Raw genomic sequence first — 25771 nt, 5'->3', positions numbered from 1 at the left:
CGCGCAATCCCTCCACCGAATTCAGCAACCTGCACGTTCCGGGCAGTGGGAAGATGGGAGGATGATCGTGACCGCCCACGCACGCCCTCCGCTCTTGATCTTCGACGGCGACTGCGCGTTCTGCACGACCTCCGTGAACACCATGAAGCGTCTGATTCCCGGCATGCCGGCTTCCGCTCCCTACCAGTGGACCGACCTGACGTCCTATGATCTGACGACGAAGGATGCCCAGTCCCGGGTGTGGCTGGTCGTCGACGACCACCGCTTCGGCGGCGCCGCGGCCGTGGCCGCCCTGCTTCGGCACCAGCCGAATGCGCTCATGCGCTTCTTGGGCTGGCTCGGCACCGTGCCGCCGTGGTCGTGGGCGGCCGAAGTGGGCTACCGGCTCGTGGCGCGGTACCGCCACCGGCTGCCCGGGGGAACACCGGCCTGCCGGATGAGGCCGGGCGCGTGACTCCGCGCGGCAATCGAACCGGGCTCCGCTGGGAGGTGGGGATCGTCCTCGGAATGTCGCTCGGGGCATCCGCTCTCTACTCGATCATTTCGATCATCGCCCGGCTGACCGACACCCGGCCGCTCTCGGAGCAGTCGGCGACCCTGAACGGGTCGCAGTCGCCGCGGGAATGGCTCGACTTCAGCTATCAGTTCCTGGGCATCTTCTTCGCCCTGTTCGCCGTGGCCCTGGTGCTCTACCTGCTGTGGCTGCCGGGGCAGAGTCCGTTCCGGCGGCTGGGCTTCGATTTCACGGAGCCGGGGCACGACCTGCTGCGCGGCTTCGGGCTGGTGCTCGTGATCGGTATCCCCGGGCTGGGGCTCTACCTCGCCGGGCGGTCCCTCGGCTTCACCGTGGCGATCGTGCCGTCGCCGCTCGACACGTTCTGGTGGACGATCCCGATCCTGGTGCTCTCGGCACTGCGCTCGGCGCTGGTCGAGGAGCTGATCGTGGTCGGCTACCTGTTCACCCGGCTGCGCGAGCTGGGTTGGTCCACCTGGACCATCATCGTGTCCTCGGCGCTTCTGCGCGGCAGCTACCATTTCTACCAGGGCATTGGGCCGTTCTTCGGCAATGCGGCCATGGGGGTGCTGTTCGGCTGGTGCTATCTGCGTTGGGGACGCACGATGCCGCTCGTGATTGCGCACTGGATCCTCGACATCGTCTCCTTCGTCGGGTACCCGCTCGCCCTCACCTGGTGGCCGGGGCTCCTCGCCCCCGCCGCCTGACCTGCCTGCCCTGCCTGACCTGCCTGACCTGCCGGCCGGCCGGCCGGCCTGCGAATTTGACGGAGATTTTGCCGAGAAGGCGCGAATCGGGCCAAAACCTGGCCGGACAGGCAAAATCTCCGTCGAATTCGTTAGGGAGTAGCGGTCTACTCGAAGGCCTCGGGGGGCGGGCAGGCGCAGACGAGGTTGCGGTCACCGAAGGCGTTGTCGATACGGCGCACCGGCGGCCAGTACTTGCCACGGATGAGACTGCGCACCGGGTAGACCGCGGTCTCACGGTCGTAGGCGTGCGTCCACTCCCCCTCGATCACCGACTGTGCGGTGTGCGGGGCATTGTGCAGCGGGTTGTCCTCGGCAGGCCAGCGGCCGGCGGCTACGGCATCCGCTTCGGCCTTGATCGCGATCATGGCCTCAACGAACCGGTCGATCTCGCCCAGGTCCTCACTCTCGGTGGGCTCGATCATGAGCGTACCGGACACCGGAAAGCTCATGGTCGGCGCGTGGAAGCCGTAGTCGACGAGTCGCTTGGCCACATCGTCGACGCTGACCCCGGTGGCCTCGGTGAGCGGGCGTAGATCGAGGATGCACTCATGTGCGACCAAGCCGTTGTCACCGGAATACAGCACCGGGTAGTGAGCCTCGAGGCGCTTGGCCACATAGTTGGCCGCGAGAACCGCGGCGCCGGTGGCCGCGTGCAGACCCTCGGCCCCCATCATGCGCACATAGGCCCAGGAGATCGGTAGAATGCTCGGGCTGCCGTACGGCGCCGCCGAGACCGGCCCGCCGGAGTGCACGACCGTGCCGCCCCCCGTGCCGCCGACTGTGCCGCCACTTTCATCGACACCGCCGTCGACCGCCGCCGCATCGCCGGAGGCGAGGAGGTAGTGCTCGTCGCTCTGAGCGAGGGGATGCCCCGGCAGGAACGGAGCGAGGTGCGCCTTGGCCCCGACCGGACCGACGCCCGGCCCGCCGCCGCCGTGCGGGATGCAGAACGTCTTGTGCAGGTTCAGGTGCGACACGTCGCCGCCGAAGTCGCCGTAACGGGCGAAACCGAGCAGGGCGTTCAGGTTGGCGCCGTCGACGTAGACCTGGCCGCCGGCGTCGTGCACGGCCGTGCAGATGGCGCCGACCTCGTGCTCGTAGACGCCGTGCGTCGACGGGTAGGTGATCATCAACGCGGCGAGGTTCTCGGCGTGCTCCGCGATCTTGGCGCGCAGGTCGTCCAGGTCGACGTTGCCGAGCTCGTCGCAGGCGACGACGACGACCTTCATGCCGGCCAGCACGGCGGATGCCGCGTTGGTGCCGTGCGCGCTGGACGGGATCAGGCAAACCGTGCGCTGGGTATCCCCGGTGGAGAGGTGGTAGCCGCGGATCGCGAGGAGCCCGGCGAGTTCACCCTGGCTGCCGGCGTTGGGCTGGAGGGACACGGAGTCGTAGCCGGTGACATCCGTCAGCCAGGATTCGAGCTGCCGGATCAGTTCCAGGTAGCCCTCGATGTCGGCACGCGGCGCGAACGGGTGCAGCCCGCCGAACTCGGGCCAGCTGACGGCCTCCATCTCGGTGGCCGCGTTCAGCTTCATGGTGCAGGAGCCGAGCGGGATCATGCCGCGGTCGAGCGCGTAGTCGAAGTCGGCGAGGCGCTTGAGATAGCGCATCATGCTCGTCTCCGAGCGGTGCGTGTTGAACACCGGGTGGGTGAGGAACTCGCTGGTGCGATGAAGTTCGGGCGGAAGGCCGGCCTCGACCATGCTGAAGTCCACCAGGCCGAAGGCATCCCGCCCGCCGAACGCGCCGACGACCAGGGCGAGATCCGCGAGAGTCGTCGTCTCGTCGACGGCGATGCCGACGGTGTCCGCGTCGACCAGGTAGAGGTTGACCCCGCTGGCGGAGGCGGCCCGGGCGATCTCGGCGGCGCGGCCCGGAACGGAGGCACGGACCGTGTCGAAGAACGTCGCGGTGACAACGTCGACACCGGCGGCGAGGAGAGCGACGACGAGTTGCCCGGCGCGCTCGTGCACCTGGGCGGCGATCTTCCGCAGGCCGTCTGGCCCGTGGTAGACCGCGTACATGCCGGCCATCACGGCCAGCAGCACCTGGGCGGTGCAGATGTTTGAGGTGGCCTTGTCCCGACGGATGTGCTGCTCACGCACTTGCAGCGACAGGCGGTAGGCCGGGTGGCCGGCCGCGTCAACGCTGACGCCGACCAGGCGGCCGGGAAGCTGACGCTCGAGGCCACTGCGCACGGCCATGTAACCCGCGTGCGGACCGCCGAAGCCCATCGGCACGCCGAAGCGCTGGCTGGTGCCCACGGCCACGTCGGCGCCGAGCTCGCCGGGCGAGGTAATCAGGGTCAGGGCGAGCAGGTCGGCGGCGACGACGACGAGCGCCCCCTGCGCCTGGGCGGCGGCGATAACGCCGGCCGGGTTCCAGACCCGGCCGGATGCGCCGGGATACTGCACGAAGAGACCGAAGTACTCGCCGAGGTCCTCAGCGGACCCAGCCAGGTCGACCTCCACGAGGTCGATCCCGACGGCGGCCGCGCGATTGCCCAGCAGGGCCTTCGTCTGCGGCAGCGCGTCGGCGTCGACGAGGAAACGGGTCGACTTCGACTTCGACGCCCGACGGGTGAGGAGCATGCCCTCCACCACGGCGGTCGACTCGTCGAGCATGGACGCGTTGGCCGTGGAGAGTCCGGTCAGGTCGGCGATCATGGTCTGGAAGTTGATCAGCGCCTCAAGACGGCCCTGGGAGATTTCGGGCTGGTACGGAGTGTAGGCCGTGTACCAGCTGGGATTCTCGAACACATTGCGCTTGATCACGGCCGGGGTGACGGTGTCGTAGTAGCCGAGACCGATCATGGACCGCTTCACGGTGTTGCGGCCGGCGAGGTCCCGCAACTCCGCGATGGCCTCCCGCTCGGTGGCGGCGGGCGGCAGGGTGCTGTCACCGATGGTGCGGAACTGGTCCACCTGGATCGATTCGGGCACGGCCGCGTTGACGAGGGCGTCGACCGAGTCGTAACCGAGGATCGACAGCATGCGGGACTGCGCGTCGGCATCCGTGCCGATGTGGCGCTGAGTGAAGGGCTGTGACATGTGTGCGGAACCTGGCTTTTCGTTTTCGTTACTCGCCGATGAGGGCGGAGTAGTCGGCGTAACTGAGGAGAGGAGGCAACTCCGCGAACGTGACCTTGAGCAGCCAGCCGGCGCCGAACGGGTCGCTGTTGACGAGCTCGGGGCTCTCGACGACGGCGTCGTTGATCTCGGCGACGGTGCCCGTGACGGGGGCGAAGAGCTCGCCGACCGACTTGGTGGACTCGATCTCGCCGACGACGGTGCCGCCGGCGACATCGCTGCCGACGGCCGGCAACTCGACGAAGACGACGTCGCCGAGCTTGTCGGCGGCGTAGGCGGTGATGCCGACGGTGGCGGTGTCGCCGTCGACGAGAACCCACTCGTGCTCGGCGGTGTACTGGAGTTCAGACTGTTCGGCCATGGGGGTGTTCCTCTCGAGGGGTGGACTATTTCTGACGCTTGTAGAACGGAAGGGCGGTCACGGTTGCGGGGATGCGGGTGCCGCGCACGTCGACGAAGACCTGGGTGCCGAGTCGCGCCAGGCCGGGAGCCACGTAGGCCATGGCGATCGGATGTCCGAGCGTCGGCGACAACGCCCCGCTCGTGATCACGCCGTCGGCCACGGTCGCGTCGGCACTGCGATACACCGGGTAGTCGGCGCGCCCGGCACGCTTGCCGGAAGATTCCAGTCCCACGAGTACGCGCGCCTCCGCGCTGGGACCCTCTTCGCTGGCCTCGCGGCCGATGAAATCGACCTCCTTGGCGAGGTTCACAACGCGGCCGAGCCCGGCCTGCGCCGGGTAGGTCGAGGTGCTCAGTTCGTGGCCGTAGAGCGGCATGCCGGCCTCGAGACGGAGGGTGTCGCGGCTGGCGAGCCCCGCCGGCACGAGGTGGAAAGAGGCGCCCGCCGCGCGGAGCGCGTCCCAGAGCGCCGCGGCATCCGGCACGTCGACATAGAGTTCGAAGCCGTCTTCACCGGTGTAGCCGGTGCGGGCAATGAAAACGCGGCCGGCCTGGAAGGTACCACCCAGGGCTCGGTAGTACTTCAGCGCTGACAGGTCGCCGTCAAACGTGAGGTCCGCCGTGGCCTCGAGGATGGCGCGCGAATTCGGCCCCTGCACGGCGATCAGGGCGACGTCGTCGCTCTGATCGGTGACGGTGACGTCGAAGCGGGTGGCCCGGGCCGTGAGCGCCTTGACCGCCGGGAAACGGTTGCCCGCGTTGGCGATGACGAGGTACTCGTTCTCGGCCGTGCGGTAGACGACGATGTCGTCGATGATGCCGCCGGCGCGGTTGAGGATGAGGCTGTACTTGGCCTGCAGCAGGTCGATCGTGGAGAGTTGGCCGGCGAGGGCATAGTCGAGGAACGCTCCGGCGTCCGGCCCGGCCACCAGGATCTCGGCCATGTGCGAGAGGTCGAAGATGCCCGCGCTGGTGCGCACGGCGTGGTGCTCGGCGAGATCGCTCGAGTAGCGCACCGGCATCTGCCAGCCGGCGAAGTCCGTGAAACTGGCGCCGGCATCCACGTGCGCCAGGTGCAGCGGGGAGAACCGCTCCACCGTGGGGGTTGAATCGGTGTGGGCTTCAGTGTCCGAGGTCATGAGTTCTCCAGGTTGTCGCCGGCCGGGGGCCGAGCAAGAATCTCCGTGGCGCGATCGATCGATCGTACCCCTGGGAACTCCCCCTCTGTCGTCAGGCCTGAGAGCTTCACCGCAGCCGTTGGTCGGGCGCGATTTTCACCGTGGGCGAGCCGCTGTCGAGCCGCGACTACTTTTCAGAGTGGCCAGTTCGATGCGGTACGAGTACCTGAGAGATTGTCGGGGAGGATTGCTCCTTCGGTGTTCGACTGCCTGAGGGCGCCGAACTCTCCCGCATCGACCTTGATGGCCCTATATTCACTTGAGGGTGTGCGCTCCGAGCCTAGCGCGTGCGGGCCCGGCAGCGCGGTGCGGCCGCTTCCGGTGCCTCCCGGCGACACCTCCAGCGGGAACGCGTACCCTAGTCACTTCGCCCGCGATTCGTGCGGCGCACACAGAAAGGCGTTCCGTGGACATCACACTCCTCCGGCATTTCATCGCCGTCGCCGAGGAGTTGCACTTCCCACGCGCCGCGATGAACCTCAATATCTCCACCCCGAAATTGCGCTCCTCGATCGCAAAACTCGAGGCGAACCTCTGCGTCGTGCTCATCGACCGCACCACGGAGACCACCCGGCTGACCGCGGCGGGCAACCTGTTTCTCACGGATGCCCGCACCGAGCTGGCCGCCTCGGATGAGCCCTGGAAGCCGCCGCTTCCGGCGGGCGGAAAGGCCAAGGCGGCAAAGGGCAAGGGCCGCGCGCCCGAGGTGAAGGGCCAGCCGCGTCCCGGCAAGCGCCGCCAGGGCCGCTAGCCCGCACGCTCGACTTCGGACTCTAGACGCCGGCCGAGGCACGGCGCCAGGCCGAGAAGCTGGCCACCGATCCGCTATGCTGCGGCACCAGCCACGGCCACGGATGCAGCACGGCCGCGCCCTCCGCGTAGCGCGCAAAGCTGGGTACCGGCGCAAACGTGACTGCTGCGTCGAGGCCCGGAACGATCACTCGCGGGTCACCCAGGTACACGACCACCTCGCGACGCCGGGCCAGATCCTGAAGGGTTTCCACGGTGAAGATCAGTCTTTTGCTTGAGAGCCGCAGCCTGGCCAGGGCCGGCTCGTCGAAGACGAAGGCGGCCGGGAGTGCGGGATGCGCCGCAAGGGCCGGATCGGCGTCGCCCAGGGAATCCACCGTCAGCAGCACCGACCGGGGTGCGCGGCGCCGCACGACGTCGGTGGGCCCCTGCGTGTCGGACAGGTGCGGATCGTGCGTGAGGTTCGCCGGCGCATCCGTCACCGGCACTGGCGCTGCCCCCACCGGAAACTGCTCGATCGGGCAGGCCCGGGCGAGCGGACAGTCCCGGCAGAGCTGCGGCGCTCGTTTCTCAACCTGCCAGCGGGCGAAGCCGTAGGCGGAGCCGGTGCCGGCACCCACGGTCCACTGCCAGCCCAGGAGGTTGGCCGCGCGGGAGCCGTCGAGCAGGTGTCGGTAGAATTCTTCCTGGCCGGCATGCCACCCCGCTCCAGACCGGACCGTGTACTGGGAGGCCAGCCACATCCGGGTCTGGTTGACCAGCCAGCCGTCGGTTTCCAGTTCCGACACGACCGAGTCGATGCAGTGCATCCGGTGCGGCCAGGCCTGGGGTTCGAATTCTCCGGCCCAGGGTGCCGCAAAGCGCAGGTTTCGGTGCAGGGCCACACCCACACGCGCATAGAGATGTCGGGCGTATTCCTGCCAGAGCAACTCGTCCCGGAATTTGCGGGTATCTCGGGCAGGTCCGTCTGCGACGTGCTCCCAAGCCCGGCTAAGCGGCACCAGGGAGTGCCGAATGTACGGTGATAGCCGGGATGCCCCGCGATCGATTTCCGGCAGCACCTGGCTGCGCCTGGCCGCATAGCCCGCGACCGAGAATGCCGCCAGGGCACGGTCGGCGCTGGTCTGGCCACCCCGGATGCTCGGGCTCGCCCGCACCTCGTCGTCGACCAGGTGGTGCAGATGGCGCCGCACCACGGCATCCGCGGTTCCGTCATTCAGAGCGATGAGCACACTTGATTTTAGGCCCTGCCTGAGGGGCAGCAGAAAGCGAAACGGGCCTGGGCCGGTCACGATCAAAATGATCGCGATCGACCCAGGCCCGTTGGCGGTGAGCAGGTGGCCGGGTAGGCCTACTTGTTCCGCACGTGCACCGGGGCGGCGATCTCCTCGGCCTCATCGACCGATAGTTCGAGGTGTGCGAACGCCGGGTCATCCGCGAACGATTTCATCCGCGCGATCCGGTAGATGATCAGACCGTAGAGGGCCTTGGCGAGGATGTCGGCGACCGAGTATCCGATCTGTTTGCCGACCCAGGCATCCGAGCCGTCGATACCAAGCATGGGCAATAGGTAGGCAATCGGGTAGACACCCCAGGTCAGCAGCAGAAGCAGACGCAGCTGGCTGATCGTGCGGCGCACACTCCGCGGCTGGCGGTCGAGGGACTTGGTCAGTTCGATGAACAGAACATAGAGGATGTATGCGAACGGGATGGTGGAGAGCAGACCGAAGATTCCGCGCACCCCGTTGTCCCCGCTGAGCTCGCCGGGGTACCCGAGGATGATCATCAGGGCCGAAGCCGGAATGAGCCGGTACAGGAGACTGGTCTGCACCTTGCGGGCCAGGGCGAGAACCGCGATCAGTTCGAGCAGCAGCAGGGGAACCGTGAGCAGCCAGTCGACGTAGCGGTAGCCCTCATTGAAGGACTCCCCGGCGACCTGCACATAGTTGCCCGCCCCGCCGATGGCCTCGGTGACGAAGGCCGCCTTGAAGGAGTCGAAAATGCGGAAGTAGTGGTAGGCGGCAATCGCACAGACGATGGCCGCGACGGTCATCGCCTGACGGTACCGGGGCAGGACCCGCTTGAGCGAGATGATGATGAAGATCGACGTGAACAGCTGTGACGCGATGACGAGCGAGAACACGTTGTAGACGGTGTCGTATTGAATCTGGGTGAGGGAATCGGGAATCACGTTGTCCTCCGAATAAGCGAGAAAGAACAGGAAAGAGCCGTGCCGTAGAGCTTTGCTGTGTTTATTGATTGATCAGTCATTTAACTGCCTAGCTGACTGCTAACTAAAAATTTAGTACGAGTTTCCTGAATCTTTGCATAGAGTATGCCCCCAGTCAAAAGGTCAATAGCGGACAGACAGATGACGGCCCCTCGGAGCACGGAGGAGCGGGTTCTCCGGTAGGGGGTCGGCCGATCCGGTACGCGCCACGTCGGCGAACACCCCTCGCATGACAGCGTGGTGCTTGAGCAGGTGGTTGCGGATGGCGCGCAGCCGCTACACGCTCGGTGATCTGGTCGACTCCAGGCCGACCCCGCCCAAGCCGATGAAGATGGCCGTGCGAATCAGCAGACGCACCATGACTACCCCTTCTTGACCGCGGCCTTTGCCGCGCGCTTGGTTTCCCGCACCCGGGTCAGCGATTCGGGGTCGACAATGTCGGCGACGGACCGGAACGAGCCGTTCTCGCCATAGGGCTCGGAGGCCTCGCGCCAGCCCTCCGCGACGAGCCCCTGACGCTTGCCGAGCAGGGCAAGGAAGATCTTCGCCTTCTGCTCGCCGAATCCCGGGAGCGCTTTCAGGCGCCGCAGGATCTCGGCGCCGTCCGGGGAGTCGGCGGTCCACAGGGCGGACGCATCACCCCTCCAGTCTGAGGCGATCACACCCGCGAGGGTCTGCGTGCGAGCGGCCATCGAGCCCGGATAGCGGTGCACGGCCGGCGTGGCCTGGAACACCTCGACGAGTGCGTCGGCGTCGAAGCCGGCGATGGTCGCCGGATTGAGCGTGCCGATCCGGTCGCGGATCTTGGCCGGACCGGCGAACGCGGTCTCCATCGCGATCTGCTGATCCAGCAGCATCCCGAGGAGGAGCGCGAAAGGGTCATCGCTGAGCAGGGCGTCGGCGGCATCGTCGCCGGTGAGGTACAGAATCATGCACCCATTGTGCCACCGGCGGCGCGCCGGCGGGACTCCCCTAGACTCGGCGGATGTCCCGCCTCGTCGTCGTCCTCCCGCTCACGGCGCTCAGCACCGGCGACAGCTTCCCGGTGTCGGAATGGCCATTGCACATCACCGTGCTGCCCCCTTTTCACACGGATGCCGCGGCATCCGTCATCGCGGATGTCATTTCCGGCGTCGTCGCCGCCACGGCATCCGGCCGCACCGCCCTCACGGCGGTCGCGGGTGCCGACGCGCTGTTCGGCCGGCGCGAGGACGTGCCGGTGACGCTCGTCGGGGACGACCCGCGCCTGACCCGGTTGCACCGCGCCCTCATCGAGGCCGTGCGGCCGTTTGCCTCCATCCCCGACGAGCCCGCGTTCACGGGTCCCGGCTTCCGGGCCCACATCACGATCAAGAACGGCGCCCGGGTGCACGAGGGCCAGCGGCTCGCTCTCACCCAGATCGCCCTCGTGGACATGGCGCCCCGATCGGCGGCGAGCGGCCGCACGGTGCTCGCCACGTTCCCGTTGCCTACTGCCGGGTGAGCGCAGTCACCCGGTCGGGTGCAGCGGGTCTGTGCGCCGAGTTCGACGACTGCGGACGAGTTCGGCGCCTCTGCCGGGCAGGTTGCCGGGTGGGAGGTGATCGCGATGCTCGGCAGCCGATTCGGCGGGCACGCGGAATACGTCTGCATCCCGCAGGATGGCGCGATCACGGCGAAAGCCACGGAACATGACCTTCACGGATGCCGTGACTCTCGTCTTCGGCGGGACCACCGCCCATGCTTTTTTCAGTCGCGCCGCGATCAAACCGGGCAGCACCGTTCTCGTGAACGGCGCATCCGGTGCCGTGGGCACGGCGGCGGTGCAGCTCGCCAAGCAGATGGGCGCGCGAGTCACCGAGGCGTGCAGGGCGCCAACCGCGAGCTGGTCACCGCGCTCGGCGCCGACGGGGTGATCGACTACACAACGGAGGATTTCCTGCTCGAGAGGCAAACCTACGACGTCATCATGGATTGCGTCGGGAACGCCCCCTTTGAACGCGCTGCGGCGTGCCTCACTCCGGGCGGGGCCCTGTTGCTCGTCGTTTCCGATCTCCGGGGGCTGCTTCTGGCCGCCTGGCACACCAGGAGGAGCGCGAGGCGGGTCGTCGCGGGCAACATCGACAGCACCGCGGATGCCCTCACGCACCTGGTCGACCTTGCCGAGTCGGGTCGGTTCCTGGCGGTCATCGATCGGACGTACGACCTGGCCGACATCGCTCTGGCGCACCGTTTCGTCGAGGCCGGCCATTAGAAAGGCAACGTCATCCTGCGCGTCGCGGGCGGTTGAGGGGGCGGAAGGTTGAGGGGGCGGAAGGTTGAGGGGGTGGAAGCAGTCGCTCTGGTCCGTGAGCGTCGGGGTACGCGGTTTTGAGTTCATCGAGCGTGGCCCCGATCCCGATTCTGTTGCTCGTCCGCGGAGAAGTCGAGGTGTCGGCCGAGGGATCTCCCCGTTCGCTGCAACACGATTTGCTGAAGCGGGGAGCCCCGCGCGGTGGCTAATTCAGGAGAATTGTCCGGCCCACGGCGGTATCCACATTGAAAGACCAGTCTGGGGGCATCCCCGGGCGACAGATCTCCTGATTTAGCCACACCCCGCCGTGCCGACTCCGTCGAGCGAGGCCGACCGCGAATTCTCACGCGCCGGATGCCCCGCTGAGAGCGCTGGCAGCGGAGTTCGCCGGCTGCGGTCGAGATCGCCCCACAACACCAGGGGAACTCGACCGGACCTGTCGATCTCGGCGACCGCGACCGCGGGCAAGGACGATCCACACGCCACACGCCACACGCCACGAGCTAGACGTAGAAGCGGAACTCCACCGCGTTACCGCACGAAATTACATTACGAGTACCAGATAACACAGCCGGCCAAGCCAAGCCGAGGAAGACCCTCACGACTCGCTCGAGTGCAACGAGCTTCGCCATCGCAACTGATGCCGGAACGGACAACTGCGCCCCGTGCACCGGCCACAATTGTCCGAAACGGAAACAGTTGCGGCCGGAACGCGCTACACGTTGCAGCGGAACTCCACCACGTTCCGTCACCGAAAGACATGGCCCCGACGACGAAGGCCGCCGACACGTAATCTGTGCAATGATGTCCCGACTGAAGTCAGATCCAAGGCGACATCGGGGGAAGTATGACCGCTCACGGCGTGCCAGATAAGTTCGGCAAAGCGCTGGCAGCACTGTTTCTGGTTGCAGGTCTGTTTCTGACCGGATGTTCCGGCCCACCGGGTCCCGTCCCCGGCGGCGAAAGCCCGACGTCAACAGCAACGCGGACGGCGACAGCGACAGCGACAGCGACAGCAAAGGCAACGCCGGGCCTGACTGAAGCGGCGCATCCGTCAGCTCCGGCCCCTGTGACGGACCTCCTCATCACTGCAACGTCGATCGAACTTCGAGACGCGTCCGGCACGACCCTGTCCACGTTCGATTATTTTCAACCTGCCGGCGAGTTGGTTGCCGGTCTTTCCACGGCTTTCGGAAGCGCACCGATCTCAGAGCACTTCGAGGGCGGCAGCGAGGTTCCTCCGGGAACCAATTACATCTGGGGCGATATCCTGCCTACAGGCCCTGAGTCGCCTACTCCATGGGACGGCGATTTCGTCCTCGTGGATGGTGTGCCAGGCGGGACGTCACCACATGAACCGAACACCTGGGTGAAGGTTTCCTCGTCCGCCGTGAACGGTGTTCACATCAGCACCGTCGACGGAATCGCTGTTGGAGATGATGCCGCCGAGATCGCGGCACGACACCCCGACACCGCGCGCCCACAAGGCAGCAGATTCGACATCTTCGTTGGTCTCGTGCCGCTCCCACCCTTGGACTCCCTGTCAGAACTGACGTTTTCAGTCTGGCTCATCGCCGCCGACCCACTCGGCCCTATCACCGAATTCCGCTCTCCCTCACCGAACTGGGGCGTGTGAGGTCCTCACTCTTGGTGAAAGGACACAGTATCTCGCGGTGAGGCTCCGGGAGCCAGAGACTCTGTAAGTGACGTTCCGGCCACTGCGAGTGACCACCTCTGGGGGAGCGTGAATGAACGGAAGCTATGCCTCGGAGCCCCTGAATCGACCGAAGCCGCGCGGGGAAGAAGTAGGCTCCGACCAGGCCCCAACATCACCACCTGGAGGACTTTGTAATGCGCCGACCGCTGGCTCTGACCGTCATTGCGGCCGCCGCTTTGCTCACCCTTGCCGCATGCAGCACCGACCAGGTCGAAGGCGATGTCGCCGCATCGTCTCCGACACCGGTCGCGACCGCCACGGTAACACCCACACCGGAACCCACTCCATCGGCGACACCTGCCGCGCTGCCGGCAACCATAATCATCGGCGCCGAAGCCACCGATATCGTCACAGCCGACGGCACGGTCCTCGCATCGCTTAACTATCAGAGCGATGGGGATGCAGCTGTGGCCGTACTCAGGGGCCTTCTCGGCGAGCCGACGTCAGAATCGGTGGAAGAGTCCTCCCACTACCCAAGGGCCGAACTCACGGAATGGGACGGCTTCACGATTGGGGTGAACCGTCCTGACGCGGACTTCAATCCGCGGCCGGGCCCGTACAACCCCGCCTTTCAGGTCAGGGCATCCGGAACCATGGCCACCAACGGTGTCGCCATTGAGGATGTCAACGGCAACCAGATCGGGCAGGACTTCGAGTCAACAGCTGACGGCAAGCCTGCCGATCAAGTGCATTATGACGAAACCTTCGGGATCGACTCTGTCACCCTCGACATGCCGTCGTCATTCTCAGGCGCGATTCCGGATTACGGACTGCCAATGACCTACGGCGTGATCGGTTTCACCGGCCGGGACACCGGCATCATCGAAAAAATCCTGGCCCCCACCGACTTGTTCTCGCTAACATAGCCGCGCCCTCAAACGTCGGGACGAGCTGGATCAACTCACCTGCCTTGTCCTCGACCCACGCCGCAGACATGACGATGTGTCCCACTTCCCGCACCAGGTCGGACGGATACAGACTCTCGACCGTTGTCATGCCCAACCCGGAGCGGGCTACACGTTGAAGCGAACTCCCCGGAGTGGCATCGCAGAGCAACCTTTAGAGCCACGTTTCGCGCCCTCCTGGCTATCTCCGCATCGTCGCTGCCAGCAGCGTAGTGCCCCCTACTCTCTGCCGTCCTCAAGCGGGATGAGCATCATTCGAAATGGTCCGGCAACGGCGTGGAGGTCCCAAATCCGATCGGCGACGCCGTCGATGCCATTGACAAGCTGAAGCTGAGGAATGCCTCCCGGGATCACGAGTTGGCTGACACGGACTCCCTCACCCTCGAGCGCGTCGTGGAGCATCTCGCCGTAGGCGCTCTCAGCCGGGAAGGCGACCGATGTACCTGCGAAGTCAGCGCGGGCCTTCACCGAGGTTCCGCCGTTGATCATGATGATGCTGCCGCTTCCTGCCTGCCGCATTGCTGGGAGCACTGCACGCACCGCGTGAATGAGCCCGAGAGCCGAAAACTGCAATGCCTCCAAAGCCAGCTCCGGAGTCATATCAAGCACCGGCTTCAGGTAGTCGCGCGATGGGAGCGGGCTATATTGCAGCGCGGTGATGGGCCCGAGCTCTGCCGCGGCACGCTCAAGGGCAGCTTCGAGCGACGCCGGCGTGCGGACATCAGCAGGGTAAGCACTCGCGGTGAAGCCGGCAGCGGTGAGCTCGGCTGCCATAGCGTCTAGTTTCGACTGGTTCCTGGCGATCAGGGCAATTGAGAAGCCTTCGCGCCCGAACCTTCGCGCAACTGCTGCGCCGAGTCCCGGTCCGGCTCCGATGATGGCGATGACAGGCACGATGGACTCCTTCGATTGCTGCTGCTGTGATGACTAACGCTGGGAGCTAGAGCCTAAACATTGAACCTAAACTTCGTCGCATTCCGTTACCGAAAACCATGATGCAGTCCGACTTTTTTACACCAGTGCTGGTCACTGAGTGATCTAGCCACAGATTTCTCTGGGAATGACAGGCATGGGGCGAACGACGATCTTGTTCACTAGGCCTTCAGATGTAGCGAAATTGATCCAATTCCCGTTCCCGTCCGTCAACGTGTAGTGGGGAGTGAAATGGTCGTCCTGGTAGGTGATCGCGGGGTATGCGGTCTTGAGTTCATCGAGCGTGGTGCCGATCCCGATTCCAGCGGTCGTGCGCGGCGATGTGGCGGTGAAGTCCGAGGAAGTCGGCCCTCCCTCCAAGGCGATCAGCTCTACGAGGCCGTTGTCGGAACTGTCGGCGATGACCAGATTGGGAAATCCGGGCCGGTCGAAGGAGAGGATCGACGGACAGCCTTCGAAAACGGCACTGCTGGAGAAGGCGGTCATCAACCGGTCCGTCGCGCTGATATTATCCCCGATCACCAGCGGTCCCACGCTGGTGAATCCGATGATCCACGAAGCCGGGTCGGCTAGGTCCATCGCGAGCTTTGTCGGTGTCGGTGTCGGTGTCGGTGTCGGTGTCGGTGTCGGTGCAGTCGTGCTGGCCGTCGGGCCGACGGAACTCGTCGGATTCATTATCGGCGCATCGGGCCCCTGACGTGCACACCCCGACAGGAGCAGCAGCCCGATTGCCGCGACAGCTACGACGGGAAGCCGCCGGCGCTCGGAAACGTGAACTGACATCCGATTTCCCCCGATTTAGTTCTCAGAACCTGGTTCCACATTAGTGTCACTCAACCGGGTTGCGTCACCGGCAGTCAGGACCGCCTGTGCGAGCATCTCCCGACGGGGGTGCCGTGCGTGCTGGAGTCGACAGGACCGCTCGCTACGAGTAAGAGAGGAACGCGCTACACGTTGAACCTAAACTCCACCACGTCGCCGTCCTGCATGATGTATTCCTTGCCCTCGATGCGGGCCTTGCCTTTGGAGCGGGCCTCCGCCACGGAACCGGCCTCCATCAGGTCGTCGAAGGAGAAGATCTCCGCCTTGATGAAGCCCTTCTGAAAGTCGGTGTGAATGACGCCAGCGGCCTGCGGAGCGGTCCAGCCCTTTCGGATGGTCCAGGCGCGTGTTTCCTTGGGGCCGGCCGTGAGGTAGGTCTGAAGGCCGAGGGTGTCGAAGCCGATGCGGGCGAGCTGGTCGAGCCCGCTCTCGGCCTGGCCGGTGGACGCCAGCATCTCGGCGGCGTCCTCGGCGTCGAGTTCACTGAGCTCGGATTCGAGCTTCGCGTCGAGGAACACGGCGTTGGCCGGGGCCACCAGCGCGGCCAGAACAGCGAGCTTCCCGGCATCCTGCAGCACCGCCTCGTCGACGTTGAACACGTAGATGAACGGCTTGGCCGTCAGCAGGCCCAGCTCGCGGATGGGCTCGATGTCGAGCGTGGCCGATGACAGCGGCGCTCCGGCGTCGAGGATGGCCTGCGCCTTGAGCGCGGTCTCCAGCACGATGGGGGGAAGCTTGCGCCCTTTGACCTCTTTCTCGAAGCGGGAGACCGCCTTCTCGAGGGTTTGCAGGTCGGCGAGGATGAGTTCGGTGTTGATCGTCTCCATGTCGCCGGCTGGGTCGACGGCGCCGTCGACATGCACCACGTCGGGGTCGGCGAAGCCGCGGATGACCTGCGCGATGGCGTCGGCCTCCCGAATGTTGGCGAGGAACTTGTTGCCGAGCCCCTCCCCCTCGCTGGCGCCGCGCACGATGCCGGCGATGTCGACGAACGACACCGGGGCAGGCAGCAGACGCTCGCTACCGAAGACCGCCGCCAGCTTGGCCAGGCGGTGGTCGGGCAGGTTGACGATGCCGACGTTGGGCTCGATGGTGGCGAACGGGTAGTTCGCCGCGAGCACGTTGTTCTTGGTCAACGCGTTGAAGAGGGTGGACTTGCCAACATTGGGCAGTCCGACGATTGCAATAGTAAGAGCCACGAAAGTCAATCGTACCGTCTGCGACCCGAGGCCGGTCGGCACAGCGGCGACGCGCTGTCGGCGGCCCGTGACAGGATGAAGCGGTGCCAGTCAACTTCACCGCCATCGACTTCGAGACCGCCAACTCCTCCAGCGCTTCGGCCTGCTCGGTGGGGCTGGTGAAGGTCCGTGACGGCAAGGTCGTCGACCGCATCGCCTGGTTCATCAAGCCGGCCGTCGGGCACGACGTCTTCCTGGCCTGGAACATCAAGATCCACGGCATCCGGCCGACGGATGTCGCCGGTGCGGCCACCTGGGCGCAGCAGCTTCCCGACCTGGTCGCCTTTGCCGGCGACGACCACCTCGTGGCGCACAACGCCGGGTTCGACCTGGGGGTCATCAAGACGTCCTCCACGGTCGCCGGGCTGGTCGTGCCCGACTTCAACTACGTCTGCAGCCTCCAGGTGGCCCGCCGCACCTACCACCTCGACTCCTACCGGCTCCCGGTGGCCGCGATGGCCGCGGGCTTCGAGGGTTTCGCCCACCACGACGCCCTGGCCGACGCGGAGGCCTGCGCGGCCATCATGATCCACGCCGCCGACCGGCACGGGGCCGGCACTCTCGAGGAGCTGGCGCAGATCACCGGCGTGAAGATCGGCGCCATCGGGCCGGTCGCCACGAAGGAGAAGTCCGCCACGCACGGCCCGATGGCGCTGAACTAGGCATCCTTGGGGCACCGGCTCGGGCGATGTCGGTGGCCACTGGCAGAGTAGAACCATGGATTCCTGGTTCAGTCTTCTTCTCGGCCTTGTCGTCGGCGCCCTGCTCGGCACCCTGCTCACGGTGGTCCTCACGGCGCGTTCCGCCGAGCGCCGCAACGGAGGCTCGTCCGGCACCGATCCCCTCGTCATCGAGGCCCGGCACCAGGTGGCCTTGGCCGAGGCGTATGCCCGAGAGGCCGGCATCCAGTCCATCCTGCGCGAAGAGCTGGCCTCAGTCCAGGCCACCGCCGACGCCCTGCGCGGACAGGTCGTCGACGCGGGGCGGCAATACCGCGAACTGAGCGACCGCCAGCGCAACGACCAGGACGCGCGCACCGAGCAACAGAATCAGGAAAGCAAGGTGCTCCAGGCCCTCGCCCCGGTCAAGGAGAGCCTGCAGGACATGCAGCAGAAGGTCGCCGAGCTCGAGGCCCAGCGCAGCCTGCAACACGGCGAGCTCAGCCAGCAGCTGCGGTCGGCGACCGAGTCGGAGGAGCGCCTACGGAGCACCGCCGAGTCGCTCGCGTCGGCCCTGCGCGCCAACAACACGCGCGGGGTCTGGGGCGAAACCCAGCTGCGCAGCGTGGTCGAGGCCGCCGGCCTGATCGAGCGAGTCGACTTCGACGTGCAGTCGAGCATCACCTCCGACGCCGGCGCCGGCCGCCCCGACATGGTCGTGCACCTGCCCGGCGGCAAGAACATCGCCGTCGACGCGAAGGTGCCGTTCACGGCGTTCCTCGAAGCCAGCCAGATCCCGGTCACCGCCACCGGTGCCCTGGGAGCCCAGCGGGCCGTCTACATGAAAGCGCACGTCAAGGCCGTGCGCGACCACATCACCGCCCTCGGCAGCAAGGCCTACTGGCAGGGCCTGGAGGCCTCCCCGGAGATCGTGATCGCCTTCATCCCGAGCGAGTCCCTGGTCTCCTCGGCGCTGGAGGCCGACCCCTCGATCATGGAATTCGCGTTCTCGAAACGGGTGGCCCTCGCCTCCCCGGTGACCCTGTGGTCGGTGCTCAAGACGGTGGCCTTCACCTGGCAGCAGGACGTGCTCACGCATGACGCAAAAGTCTTGTTCGACCTCAGTCGGGAGCTATACGGCCGTCTGGCCACCACGGCCACGCACATCGAGAAACTGGGCCGGTCGATCGAGCGCACGGTGAAGGACTACAACGGCTTCGTCGGCTCGATGGAACGCCAGGTACTGTCCACCGCACGCAAGCTCAACGCCCTCGACGAGTCCAAGGTGCTGGCGCCGCTGGCGGGCATCGAGGACACCCCGCGCGAACTGGCCGCCTGGGAGTTCGTGTCGGAGCTGGAGGCCGCGGTACTCGAAAGCACCGCACTCGATGCCGCCGCACTCGAGGCCGCCGCACTGACTGACTCTGAGAATCGCCGATAACGCCGAAAATCGCCGTCGGAACGGCGATTTTTGGCCTTGCAGGTAGCTAAAGCCGAGCGCCTAGAGCCACTTCGAGGCGAGGTGCTCGGCGATCACCCGACGCGTGGTGCCGGACTTCGAGCGCAGCACGATGCTCTCGGTGCGGATGATCGGGCCCTGGCGGCGCACGCCGTCGACGAGTCCGCCATCCGTCACGCCCGTGGCGACGAAGAAGGTGTTGTCGCCGCTGACCATGTCGTCCAGCTCGAGCAGCTTGTCGACGTCGAGGCCGGCCGCGACGGCGCCCGCACGCTCGGCGTCGTCCTTCGGTGCCAGTCGTCCCTGCATGTAGCCGCCGATGGCCTTGAGCGCGCAGGCCGTGGTGATGCCTTCCGGGCTGCCACCCGTGCCGACGCACATGTCGATGCGCGTTTCCCAGCGAGCCGCGTTGATGCCGCCGGCGACGTCGCCGTCGCTCATCAGCCGCGTGCCCGCTCCGGCGCTGCGGATGGCGTCGATAAGTTCGGCGTGGCGGGGACGGTCGAGCACGGCGAGGACCATTTCGCCGACCGGCTTGCCCGTCGCCTTCGACAGCTCACGGATGTTGTCGCCGATCGGGGCGTCGAGGCTGACGACTCCGCGCCCGGCGGCGCCCGTGACGATCTTGTCCATGTAGAACACGGATGACGCGTCGAGCATGGTGCCGCGGGAGGAGACCGCGATCACGGAGAGGGCATTCTGGCGTCCGGCGGCGGTGAGGCTGGTGCCGTCGATCGGGTCGACCGCGATGTCGCAGGCGGGTCCGGTTCCGTTGCCGACGCGCTCACCGTTGAAGAGCATCGGGGCTTCGTCTTTCTCACCCTCGCCGATGACGATGAGTCCGTCGAAGTTCACGGTGCCGAGGAAGACGCGCATGGCGTCGACGGCTGCCTTGTCCGCGGCATTCTTGTCGCCGCGGCCGATGAACGGGACCGCACGAATCGCTGCGGCCTCGGTGGCCCGCACCAATTCCATCGCAAGGTTGCGGTCGGGGTGCATGAAATTGGGGGCGACTTCGGGGCTGTTCACAGATGGTCCTTCCCGGACGAAGAGTGCGGCAGTGGCAAGACCCATCTTTGGGCCGGCACCGGTGTCGGTGCTGCCTCGTTCAGCCTAGCGCCCGCTCTTCGTCGCGGGGGTGTTCGCTCGCTGGCACGGCCGGAGACCCACCTCGGTAGGATGAGAAGACCGAAACGGTTCAATCGAGGAGACTCAACAATGCCCATCGCAACTCCAGACCAGTATGCCGAGATGCTCAACAAGGCCAAGACGAAGGGGTTCGCCTACCCGGCGTTCAACGTTTCGTCTTCTCAAAGCATTAATGCCGTCCTTCAGGGCCTGACCGAAGCCGGCTCTGACGGCATCATCCAGGTCACCACCGGTGGCGCAGATTACTTCGCCGGCCACACGGTCAAGAACCGCGCATCCGGTGCGCTCGCGATGGCGCGCTTCGTGCAGTCCGTCGCCGACAATTACCCCATTACCGTTGCACTCCACACGGACCACTGCCCCAAGGGTGCGCTCGAGGACTTCGTCCTCCCGCTCATCTCCGCTTCCGAAGACGAGGTGAAGGCCGGCCGCAACCCGATCTTCCAGTCGCACATGTGGGACGGCTCCGCCATCCCGCTGGCAGAGAACCTGGATATCGCCAAGGACATCCTGAAGCGCACCCAGGCGATCAACGCCATCCTCGAGGTCGAGATCGGCGCCGTCGGCGGCGAAGAAGACGGCGTTGAGGGCGACATCAACGAGAACCTGTACACGACACTCGACGACGCGCTCTCGTTGATCGATTCCCTCGGCATGGGCGAGAACGGCCGCTACATGGCTGCCCTCACCTTCGGCAACGTGCACGGCGTGTACAAGCCCGGCAACGTCAAGCTGCGCCCGGAGCTCCTCAAGGAGATCCAGGACGGCGTCGCCGCCAAGCTGGGTACCGGCCCGAAGCCGCTCGACCTGGTCTTCCACGGTGGGTCAGGCTCGACCGACGCCGAGATCGCCGAGGCCGTCGCGAACGGTGTCGTCAAAATGAACATCGACACCGACACCCAGTACGCGTTCACCCGCGCGGTCGCCGGCTACATGCTGAGCAACTATGACAGCGTGCTCAAGGTTGACGGCGAAGTCGGCAACAAGAAGGTCTACGACCCGCGCGCCTGGGGCAAGGTTGCCGAGACGGGCATGGCCGCTCGCGTCGCCGACGCCACCCGCCAGCTCGGCTCCGCCGGCCACTCGAACAGCTAGCACCGGATGACGATGGCCGAGAATTCTTCGTCGACTCCTTCGGGAACCCCTCCGGAGGATTCCCGGCCCCGTCCCCAGTACGGTGAGCTTGCGCCCGAGGGTTGGAGCTGGACTCCTACCCCGGATGAGCCCACGCTCGCCACACCGCCGGCTCCAGGGCCGTCCGCGGCCCCCGAGCGGGCTGTGCGCCCGGCCGGAACCGCGCCGGCCTGGGACCGGCCGGTGACTCTGAGCCTGCTCGTCCTCGGGCTCCTGTCCACGTTCTTCGCGGTCAGCATGCTCACGATGATCACCGAGTCCATTCAGTTGCTCCATACCCAGCTGGATCTCGCCGCGTATGAGCCGGATCCCTCCGCGGCCGGGCTGGTCACGGCCGGGATCATCGGTGTGTCCCTGATCTGGCTGGCCACAGCGGCAGGCGTGATCCTGTTGCTGGTCCGAGGCAAGCGCGCGTTCTACGTGCCGCTGATCGGTGCGGTCCTGTCCGCGTTCGTGTTCATCGCCTTCACCACCGCGGTTTTGGCCACCGACCCGACGCTGCTCAACGACCCGAACCTGATGGACGTCTACGGCCAGCTGTAGACGACGCCATTCTGCCGGGTCCGGCGTACACGAAGGCCCCCGTCGGTCAGATCCTGGATCTGATCGACGGGGGCCTTCGTGGTGAACGCGGCTGGCCGGTTCCTAGCTGCTGACCCGTCCGCCGAGACCGCGGGCATCCGCGTTGCCGGCCAGGTCCTTGCGCAGTTCCTTCGGCAGCGAGAACAGCAGGTCCTCCTCGGCCGTCTTGATCTCTTCGATGTCGCCGTAGCCGGCCTCGGCCAGATCGGCGAGCACCTCGTGCACGAGTTCGTCGGGCACGGATGCCCCGCTGGTCACGCCCACGGTGACAACCCCGTCGAGCCACTCCTGCTGGATCTCGCTGGCGAAGTCCACGCGGTAGGCAGCCCGGGCACCGTACTCCAGCGCCACCTCGACCAGTCGCACCGAGTTGGACGAGTTCGCCGAGCCGACCACAATGACGAGGTCCGAATCACGGGCCACCTTCTTGATCGCCACCTGGCGATTCTGGGTGGCGTAGCAGATGTCGTCGCTGGGGGGATCCTGCAGATTTGGAAAACGGGCACGCAGGCGACGCACGGTTTCCATGGTCTCGTCCACGCTCAGCGTGGTCTGGGACAGCCAGACCACCTTGTCGGGGTCGCGCACCTCGATGGTGTCGGCGTCGTCAGGGCTCCCGACGAGCGTGGTGTGCTCGGGTGCCTCCCCCGCGGTTCCCTCGACCTCTTCGTGGCCTTCGTGGCCGATCAGCAGGATCTGGAAGTCGTCCCGGGCGAAGCGCACGGCCTCACGGTGCACCTTCGTGACCAGTGGGCAGGTGGCGTCGATTGCCAGCAGGCCGCGGTCCGCCGCCGCGGTGACGACGGCCGGGGACACGCCGTGGGCGCTGAAAACGATGTGGGAGCCGGTGGGCACCTCGTCGACTTCCTCGACGAAGATCGCCCCCTTCTTCTCCAGCTCGGAGACCACGTGGATGTTGTGCACGATCTGCTTGCGCACATACACGGGGGAGCCGTACAGTTCGAGGGCCTTCTCGACGGCGATGACGGCACGGTCCACGCCGGCGCAGTAGCCTCGCGGGGCGGCCAGCAGCACCCGTTTGCGTCCGAGCACCGGGGTATCCTTGAGCCTGTTGCGTGCGCGGGGAATCCGTGGCATGCCAAGGCCGATCACAGGCGAATCCGTACTGATAGTCACCTCCTCATCTTATGGGGGCCGACTGTGCAGTCCGTGGGAGGAACGATTGATGACGGACGCACCACCCACCCTCGAGACCCCCTGGCCGGTCGGGCTGCTGGCCAACAAGATCCGCGGCTACATCGAGCGCCTCGGCACGGCCTGGGTCGAGGGCGAGATCACCCAGTGGGGCGCCAGCGGCGGCAACGTTTACGGCAAGCTCAAGGACCTCACCGAAGACGCCACGGTCAGCTTCACGATCTGGTCGTCGGTGCGCGCGAAGCTGACCAGCGACTTCAAGCAGGGCGACCGGGTCATCGCCCTCGTCAAACCCAACTACTGGGTCAAGGGCGGCACTCTCACCATGCAGATGCTCGAGATGCGCCACGTGGGCCTCGGCGACACGCTGGAACGGCTCGAACGGCTGCGCAATCGGCTGGCCGGCGAGGGTCTGTTCGACGCGTCCCGCAAGAAGCCGCTGCCCTTCCTCCCCCATTGCATCGGCCTGGTCACCGGCAAAGACTCCGACGCTGAGAAAGACGTCATCCGCAACGCCCAGCTGCGCTGGCCGGCCGTCACTTTCGACCTGGCCTACGCCGCCGTGCAGGGTGACCGCATGGTGTCCGAGGTGACCGCGGCCATCCAGCGGCTGGACGCCGACCCGGAGGTCGACGTGATCATCGTCGCCCGCGGCGGCGGCGACTTCCAGAACCTGCTCGGCTTCAGCGACGAGACGCTGATCCGGGCTGCGGCGGCCTGCACGACCCCGCTGGTCAGCGCGATCGGCCACGAGGCCGACCGGCCGCTGCTCGACGACGTGGCCGACCTGCGCGCGTCGACGCCGACGGATGCCGCCAAACGCGTCGTGCCGGACGTCTCCGACGAACTCAACCGGGTACAGCAGGCCCGGGCCCGCCTCAGCAACCGGCTGACCGGTATCCTCGCGCACGAGGTCGACCGGATCGGCCAGCTTCGCTCACGCCCGGTGCTGAGCACCCCCGAGTGGATCATCGATTCCCGATCCGAGGACCTCACCCGCTACGTCGCCCGCGGCGCCGAACTTGTCGACCGGGCGGTCGAGCGGGCCGGAGCGGTGATCGTCGACCTGCGTTCCCAGTTGCGCGCCCTCTCCCCCCAGGGCACTCTCGACCGCGGCTACTCGATCGTGCAGTTGCAGGGCGGCCAGGTGGTGCGCTCGCCCGGGCAGGCACCGTCGCAGACGAAACTCCTGATCACGCTCGCCGAGGGCGCTCTGGCGGCCACCGCGGACGCGGCAACCTCCGACCCGACACCGTCGAATGAGAAATTAGAATGGACACCATGACCTCGGCACCAGACGAAATCAACGCACTGAGCTACGAACAGGCCCGGGATGAGCTCGTGCGCGTGGTGAACGCCCTCGAGCAGGGAGCCTCGTCGCTGGAGGAATCGCTCGCGCTGTGGGAACGAGGTGAGGCTCTCGCCCGCCGCTGCGAAGAGTGGCTGATCGGCGCGAAAGCCAGACTGGATGCCGCCAGGGCAGGCCAGGTCGACTCCGCCGCGACAGCCGGATGAGCCCCGCCAAGCGCGCGCCCCGAATCGTCGCAGAGCTGGGTCGCCCGGAGACGCCGGATGAAACCCGCACCCGGCTGGCCGAGAACTCCCGCAAGTACCGCTCCCACAAGACCGTGAACAATCTGGTCCTGTCCCTGCTGGCCACACTGGGCACGGTCCTGGTGCTCGTGCTGCTGGTGCCGCGCAGCGACGCCCCGCAGAACCGCGACGTCGATTTCGCCGCCGTCGCCGCGCAGGTGCAACCCGGCCTCACCGATCCCCTGCTGGTTCCGGAGTTGCCGAGTGGGTGGACGGCCAACGCCGCGCAGTGGCGCCTGGGCGGAAGCGACAAGATCCCGTCCTGGTACATCGGCCTGATCACGGCCAAGACCGAGTTCATCGGCCTCACCCAAGCGCTCGGCGCCAACCCGAGCTGGCTCGCCGACGAGCTGCAGGATGCTCCGGTCGCCGGCACCGTCATGATCGCCGGAGTCACCTGGGACGTCTACCGCAACACCGCACCGGAAGATGACCGCGGCAATTTCGAATCCGCTCTGGTGACCACGGCCGGCGACAGTACCTACCTCCTCGTCGGCACCGCCGATGACGAGGAACTTGCCGTCCTGGCCGCAGTGCTGGCCGAACAGATCAGTTCCAACAGCACCGAGAGACAGTAATGGGCGAGGCAGCAACACCGGCAGACGTCTGGACCGACCTGCAGCGTGGAAACGACCGCTTCGTGAGCGGCGAGCCGCGGCATCCGCGCCAGGATGTGGACCGCCGAGCCGAACTCGCCTTCGTACAGACCCCCGACGCGGCCCTGTTCGGCTGCAGCGACTCGCGGCTGGCCGCCGAGATCATCTTCGACAAGGGCCTCGGCGACCTCTTCGTCGTGCGCAATGCCGGTCAGGTCATCTCCGATTCGGTGCTCGGCTCGCTCGAATACGCGGTCGCCGTGCTGCGTGTGCCGCTCATCCTGGTGCTCGGCCACGACGGCTGCGGGGCCGTGCGCGCCGCCATCGATTCCCAGGCCGCCGACGCGCAACCTCTGCCCGCGCACATCAGCCGGATCATCGAGAAGATCGTGCCGGCCGTCCGCCGGGTGGCGGGGTCCAAGGATGCGACGTCGATCGATCCCGAGCTGGTCGACGCCCTCGCCGTCGGCCGCGAACACCTTCGCGACACGGTGTCCGAACTGCTCGAGCGCTCTGAGATGATCAGGGCGGCCGTGGCAGAAGGTACATTGGCTATCGTCGGGGCGAACTACCGGCTGCTCGAAGGCCGTGCCGTGCCCGACATCGTTGTCGGCGTGGTTTAGCCGAGCAGCCCGCCCGCGA

27 protein-coding genes and 1 riboswitch are annotated in these 25771 nt (G+C 66.5%); of the genes, 16 read left to right on the top strand and 11 right to left on the bottom strand.

The features are described 5' to 3' along the window. Nucleotides 1-67 precede the first annotated feature (67 nt). Both CXY82_RS10365 and CXY82_RS10360 read left to right on the top strand, forming a co-directional pair. Nucleotides 68-454, top strand: a complete 387-nt coding sequence (locus CXY82_RS10365) for a thiol-disulfide oxidoreductase DCC family protein (protein WP_233199288.1) — start codon at nucleotides 68-70, stop codon at nucleotides 452-454. A gap of 53 nt (nucleotides 455-507) precedes the next feature. After that, the gene (locus CXY82_RS10360; RefSeq protein WP_104170890.1) at nucleotides 508-1221 is read left to right on the top strand and encodes a CPBP family intramembrane glutamic endopeptidase; all 714 of its coding nucleotides are present in this window, start codon (nucleotides 508-510) and stop codon (nucleotides 1219-1221) included. Nucleotides 1222-1367: 146 nt separating this feature from the next. On the opposite strand, the gene gcvP is transcribed toward CXY82_RS10360, so the two are convergent. From gcvP to gcvT, 3 genes are read right to left on the bottom strand one after another with little or no spacing between them, the layout of a single operon-like run. After that, nucleotides 1368-4316 (bottom strand): aminomethyl-transferring glycine dehydrogenase, encoded by a 2949-nt coding sequence (gcvP, locus tag CXY82_RS10355; protein ID WP_104170866.1) that lies wholly within the window; start codon nucleotides 4314-4316, stop codon nucleotides 1368-1370. Between the two features lie 28 nt (nucleotides 4317-4344). After that, a complete protein-coding gene (gene gcvH / locus CXY82_RS10350; protein ID WP_104170865.1) occupies nucleotides 4345-4716 on the bottom strand; it encodes a glycine cleavage system protein GcvH in 372 nt (123 codons plus the stop codon). Nucleotides 4717-4741: 25 nt separating this feature from the next. Next, a complete protein-coding gene (gene gcvT / locus CXY82_RS10345) occupies nucleotides 4742-5896 on the bottom strand; it encodes a glycine cleavage system aminomethyltransferase GcvT (protein WP_104170864.1) in 1155 nt (384 codons plus the stop codon). A gap of 183 nt (nucleotides 5897-6079) precedes the next feature. Next, nucleotides 6080-6177: riboswitch (glycine riboswitch) on the bottom strand. 164 nt (nucleotides 6178-6341) lie between these two features. Here gcvT and CXY82_RS10340 point away from each other — a divergent pair. After that, the gene (locus tag CXY82_RS10340) at nucleotides 6342-6686 is read left to right on the top strand and encodes a LysR family transcriptional regulator (RefSeq protein WP_104170863.1); all 345 of its coding nucleotides are present in this window, start codon (nucleotides 6342-6344) and stop codon (nucleotides 6684-6686) included. A 22-nt stretch (nucleotides 6687-6708) separates the two neighbouring features. Here CXY82_RS10340 and CXY82_RS10335 read toward each other — a convergent pair whose 3' ends face one another. From CXY82_RS10335 to CXY82_RS10325, 3 genes are all read right to left on the bottom strand, one after another. Beyond that, on the bottom strand, nucleotides 6709-7917 hold the full coding sequence (locus tag CXY82_RS10335; RefSeq protein WP_199180933.1) for an FAD-binding domain-containing protein: 1209 nt from the start codon (nucleotides 7915-7917) through the stop codon (nucleotides 6709-6711). Between the two features lie 119 nt (nucleotides 7918-8036). Further along, nucleotides 8037-8876 carry a bacteriorhodopsin gene (locus CXY82_RS10330; protein WP_104100872.1) on the bottom strand — a complete coding sequence of 280 codons (840 nt, stop codon included), beginning with the start codon at nucleotides 8874-8876 and terminating at the stop codon, nucleotides 8037-8039. Between the two features lie 401 nt (nucleotides 8877-9277). Next, nucleotides 9278-9847 carry an HhH-GPD-type base excision DNA repair protein gene (locus CXY82_RS10325; RefSeq protein WP_104170862.1) on the bottom strand — a complete coding sequence of 190 codons (570 nt, stop codon included), beginning with the start codon at nucleotides 9845-9847 and terminating at the stop codon, nucleotides 9278-9280. Between the two features lie 53 nt (nucleotides 9848-9900). On the opposite strand from CXY82_RS10325, the gene CXY82_RS10320 reads away from it, so the two are divergent. From CXY82_RS10320 to CXY82_RS10305, 5 genes are all read left to right on the top strand, one after another. Continuing rightward, nucleotides 9901-10398 (top strand): 2'-5' RNA ligase family protein, encoded by a 498-nt coding sequence (locus CXY82_RS10320; RefSeq protein ID WP_104170861.1) that lies wholly within the window; start codon nucleotides 9901-9903, stop codon nucleotides 10396-10398. A gap of 187 nt (nucleotides 10399-10585) precedes the next feature. Then, nucleotides 10586-10810: a hypothetical protein gene (locus CXY82_RS18375; RefSeq protein WP_158252173.1), complete on the top strand. Its 225-nt coding sequence runs from the start codon at nucleotides 10586-10588 to the stop codon at nucleotides 10808-10810. Continuing rightward, nucleotides 10759-11148, top strand: coding sequence for a zinc-binding dehydrogenase (locus CXY82_RS17325; RefSeq protein ID WP_158252087.1), 390 nt, complete (start codon nucleotides 10759-10761; stop codon nucleotides 11146-11148). The genes CXY82_RS18375 and CXY82_RS17325 overlap by 52 nt, the downstream gene beginning before the upstream one ends. A gap of 886 nt (nucleotides 11149-12034) precedes the next feature. Then, complete coding sequence (locus CXY82_RS10310; RefSeq protein WP_158252172.1) at nucleotides 12035-12823, top strand: hypothetical protein; 789 nt, start codon at nucleotides 12035-12037, stop codon at nucleotides 12821-12823. 215 nt (nucleotides 12824-13038) lie between these two features. Continuing rightward, nucleotides 13039-13770, top strand: a complete 732-nt coding sequence (locus CXY82_RS10305) for a hypothetical protein (RefSeq protein WP_104170858.1) — start codon at nucleotides 13039-13041, stop codon at nucleotides 13768-13770. Nucleotides 13771-14028: 258 nt separating this feature from the next. Here the strand turns inward: CXY82_RS10305 and CXY82_RS10300 are convergent, their stop codons facing one another. From CXY82_RS10300 to ychF, 3 genes are all read right to left on the bottom strand, one after another. Beyond that, nucleotides 14029-14703 (bottom strand): SDR family oxidoreductase, encoded by a 675-nt coding sequence (locus CXY82_RS10300; RefSeq protein ID WP_104170857.1) that lies wholly within the window; start codon nucleotides 14701-14703, stop codon nucleotides 14029-14031. 144 nt (nucleotides 14704-14847) lie between these two features. Further along, on the bottom strand, nucleotides 14848-15321 hold the full coding sequence (locus CXY82_RS10295) for a hypothetical protein (protein ID WP_134544803.1): 474 nt from the start codon (nucleotides 15319-15321) through the stop codon (nucleotides 14848-14850). Nucleotides 15322-15689: 368 nt separating this feature from the next. Continuing rightward, the gene (ychF, locus tag CXY82_RS10290) at nucleotides 15690-16763 is read right to left on the bottom strand and encodes a redox-regulated ATPase YchF (RefSeq protein WP_104170855.1); all 1074 of its coding nucleotides are present in this window, start codon (nucleotides 16761-16763) and stop codon (nucleotides 15690-15692) included. 83 nt (nucleotides 16764-16846) lie between these two features. Here ychF and CXY82_RS10285 point away from each other — a divergent pair, with 83 nt between their 5' ends. Both CXY82_RS10285 and rmuC read left to right on the top strand, forming a co-directional pair. Beyond that, nucleotides 16847-17464 (top strand): exonuclease domain-containing protein, encoded by a 618-nt coding sequence (locus tag CXY82_RS10285; protein WP_104170854.1) that lies wholly within the window; start codon nucleotides 16847-16849, stop codon nucleotides 17462-17464. A gap of 55 nt (nucleotides 17465-17519) precedes the next feature. After that, nucleotides 17520-18902, top strand: a complete 1383-nt coding sequence (rmuC, locus tag CXY82_RS10280) for a DNA recombination protein RmuC (protein ID WP_104170853.1) — start codon at nucleotides 17520-17522, stop codon at nucleotides 18900-18902. Between the two features lie 60 nt (nucleotides 18903-18962). Here rmuC and glpX read toward each other — a convergent pair whose 3' ends face one another. Continuing rightward, on the bottom strand, nucleotides 18963-19919 hold the full coding sequence (gene glpX, locus CXY82_RS10275) for a class II fructose-bisphosphatase (RefSeq protein ID WP_233191397.1): 957 nt from the start codon (nucleotides 19917-19919) through the stop codon (nucleotides 18963-18965). A gap of 219 nt (nucleotides 19920-20138) precedes the next feature. Here glpX and fbaA point away from each other — a divergent pair, with 219 nt between their 5' ends. Both fbaA and CXY82_RS17960 read left to right on the top strand, forming a co-directional pair. Beyond that, nucleotides 20139-21164: a class II fructose-bisphosphate aldolase gene (gene fbaA, locus CXY82_RS10270; protein ID WP_104170852.1), complete on the top strand. Its 1026-nt coding sequence runs from the start codon at nucleotides 20139-20141 to the stop codon at nucleotides 21162-21164. Nucleotides 21165-21170: 6 nt separating this feature from the next. Continuing rightward, nucleotides 21171-21746: a DUF6264 family protein gene (locus CXY82_RS17960; RefSeq protein ID WP_370443698.1), complete on the top strand. Its 576-nt coding sequence runs from the start codon at nucleotides 21171-21173 to the stop codon at nucleotides 21744-21746. Nucleotides 21747-21848: 102 nt separating this feature from the next. Here the strand turns inward: CXY82_RS17960 and CXY82_RS10260 are convergent, their stop codons facing one another. Then, on the bottom strand, nucleotides 21849-22883 hold the full coding sequence (locus CXY82_RS10260) for a 4-hydroxy-3-methylbut-2-enyl diphosphate reductase (RefSeq protein ID WP_104170888.1): 1035 nt from the start codon (nucleotides 22881-22883) through the stop codon (nucleotides 21849-21851). Between the two features lie 88 nt (nucleotides 22884-22971). Here CXY82_RS10260 and xseA point away from each other — a divergent pair, with 88 nt between their 5' ends. Genes xseA through CXY82_RS10240 form a run of 4 tightly spaced genes read left to right on the top strand, consistent with a single transcriptional unit; the run spans nucleotide 22972 to nucleotide 25752 of the window. Beyond that, nucleotides 22972-24225 (top strand): exodeoxyribonuclease VII large subunit, encoded by a 1254-nt coding sequence (gene xseA, locus CXY82_RS10255; protein ID WP_104170850.1) that lies wholly within the window; start codon nucleotides 22972-22974, stop codon nucleotides 24223-24225. After that, a complete protein-coding gene (locus CXY82_RS10250) occupies nucleotides 24222-24455 on the top strand; it encodes an exodeoxyribonuclease VII small subunit (protein ID WP_347232351.1) in 234 nt (77 codons plus the stop codon). Before xseA ends, CXY82_RS10250 begins: the two co-directional genes overlap by 4 nt. Further along, complete coding sequence (locus CXY82_RS10245; RefSeq protein WP_104170849.1) at nucleotides 24452-25111, top strand: DUF4245 domain-containing protein; 660 nt, start codon at nucleotides 24452-24454, stop codon at nucleotides 25109-25111. The genes CXY82_RS10250 and CXY82_RS10245 overlap by 4 nt, the downstream gene beginning before the upstream one ends. After that, a complete protein-coding gene (locus tag CXY82_RS10240; RefSeq protein ID WP_104170848.1) occupies nucleotides 25111-25752 on the top strand; it encodes a carbonic anhydrase in 642 nt (213 codons plus the stop codon). The genes CXY82_RS10245 and CXY82_RS10240 overlap by 1 nt, the downstream gene beginning before the upstream one ends. Nucleotides 25753-25771: the final 19 nt, after the last annotated feature.

Origin of the sequence: Cryobacterium sp. M23, from assembly GCF_002929655.1 — a bacterium.
In the GTDB taxonomy this organism is placed as follows: Bacteria; Actinomycetota; Actinomycetes; order Actinomycetales; family Microbacteriaceae; genus Cryobacterium; species Cryobacterium sandaracinum.
This window is presented reverse-complemented; position numbering and strand designations above follow the sequence as displayed.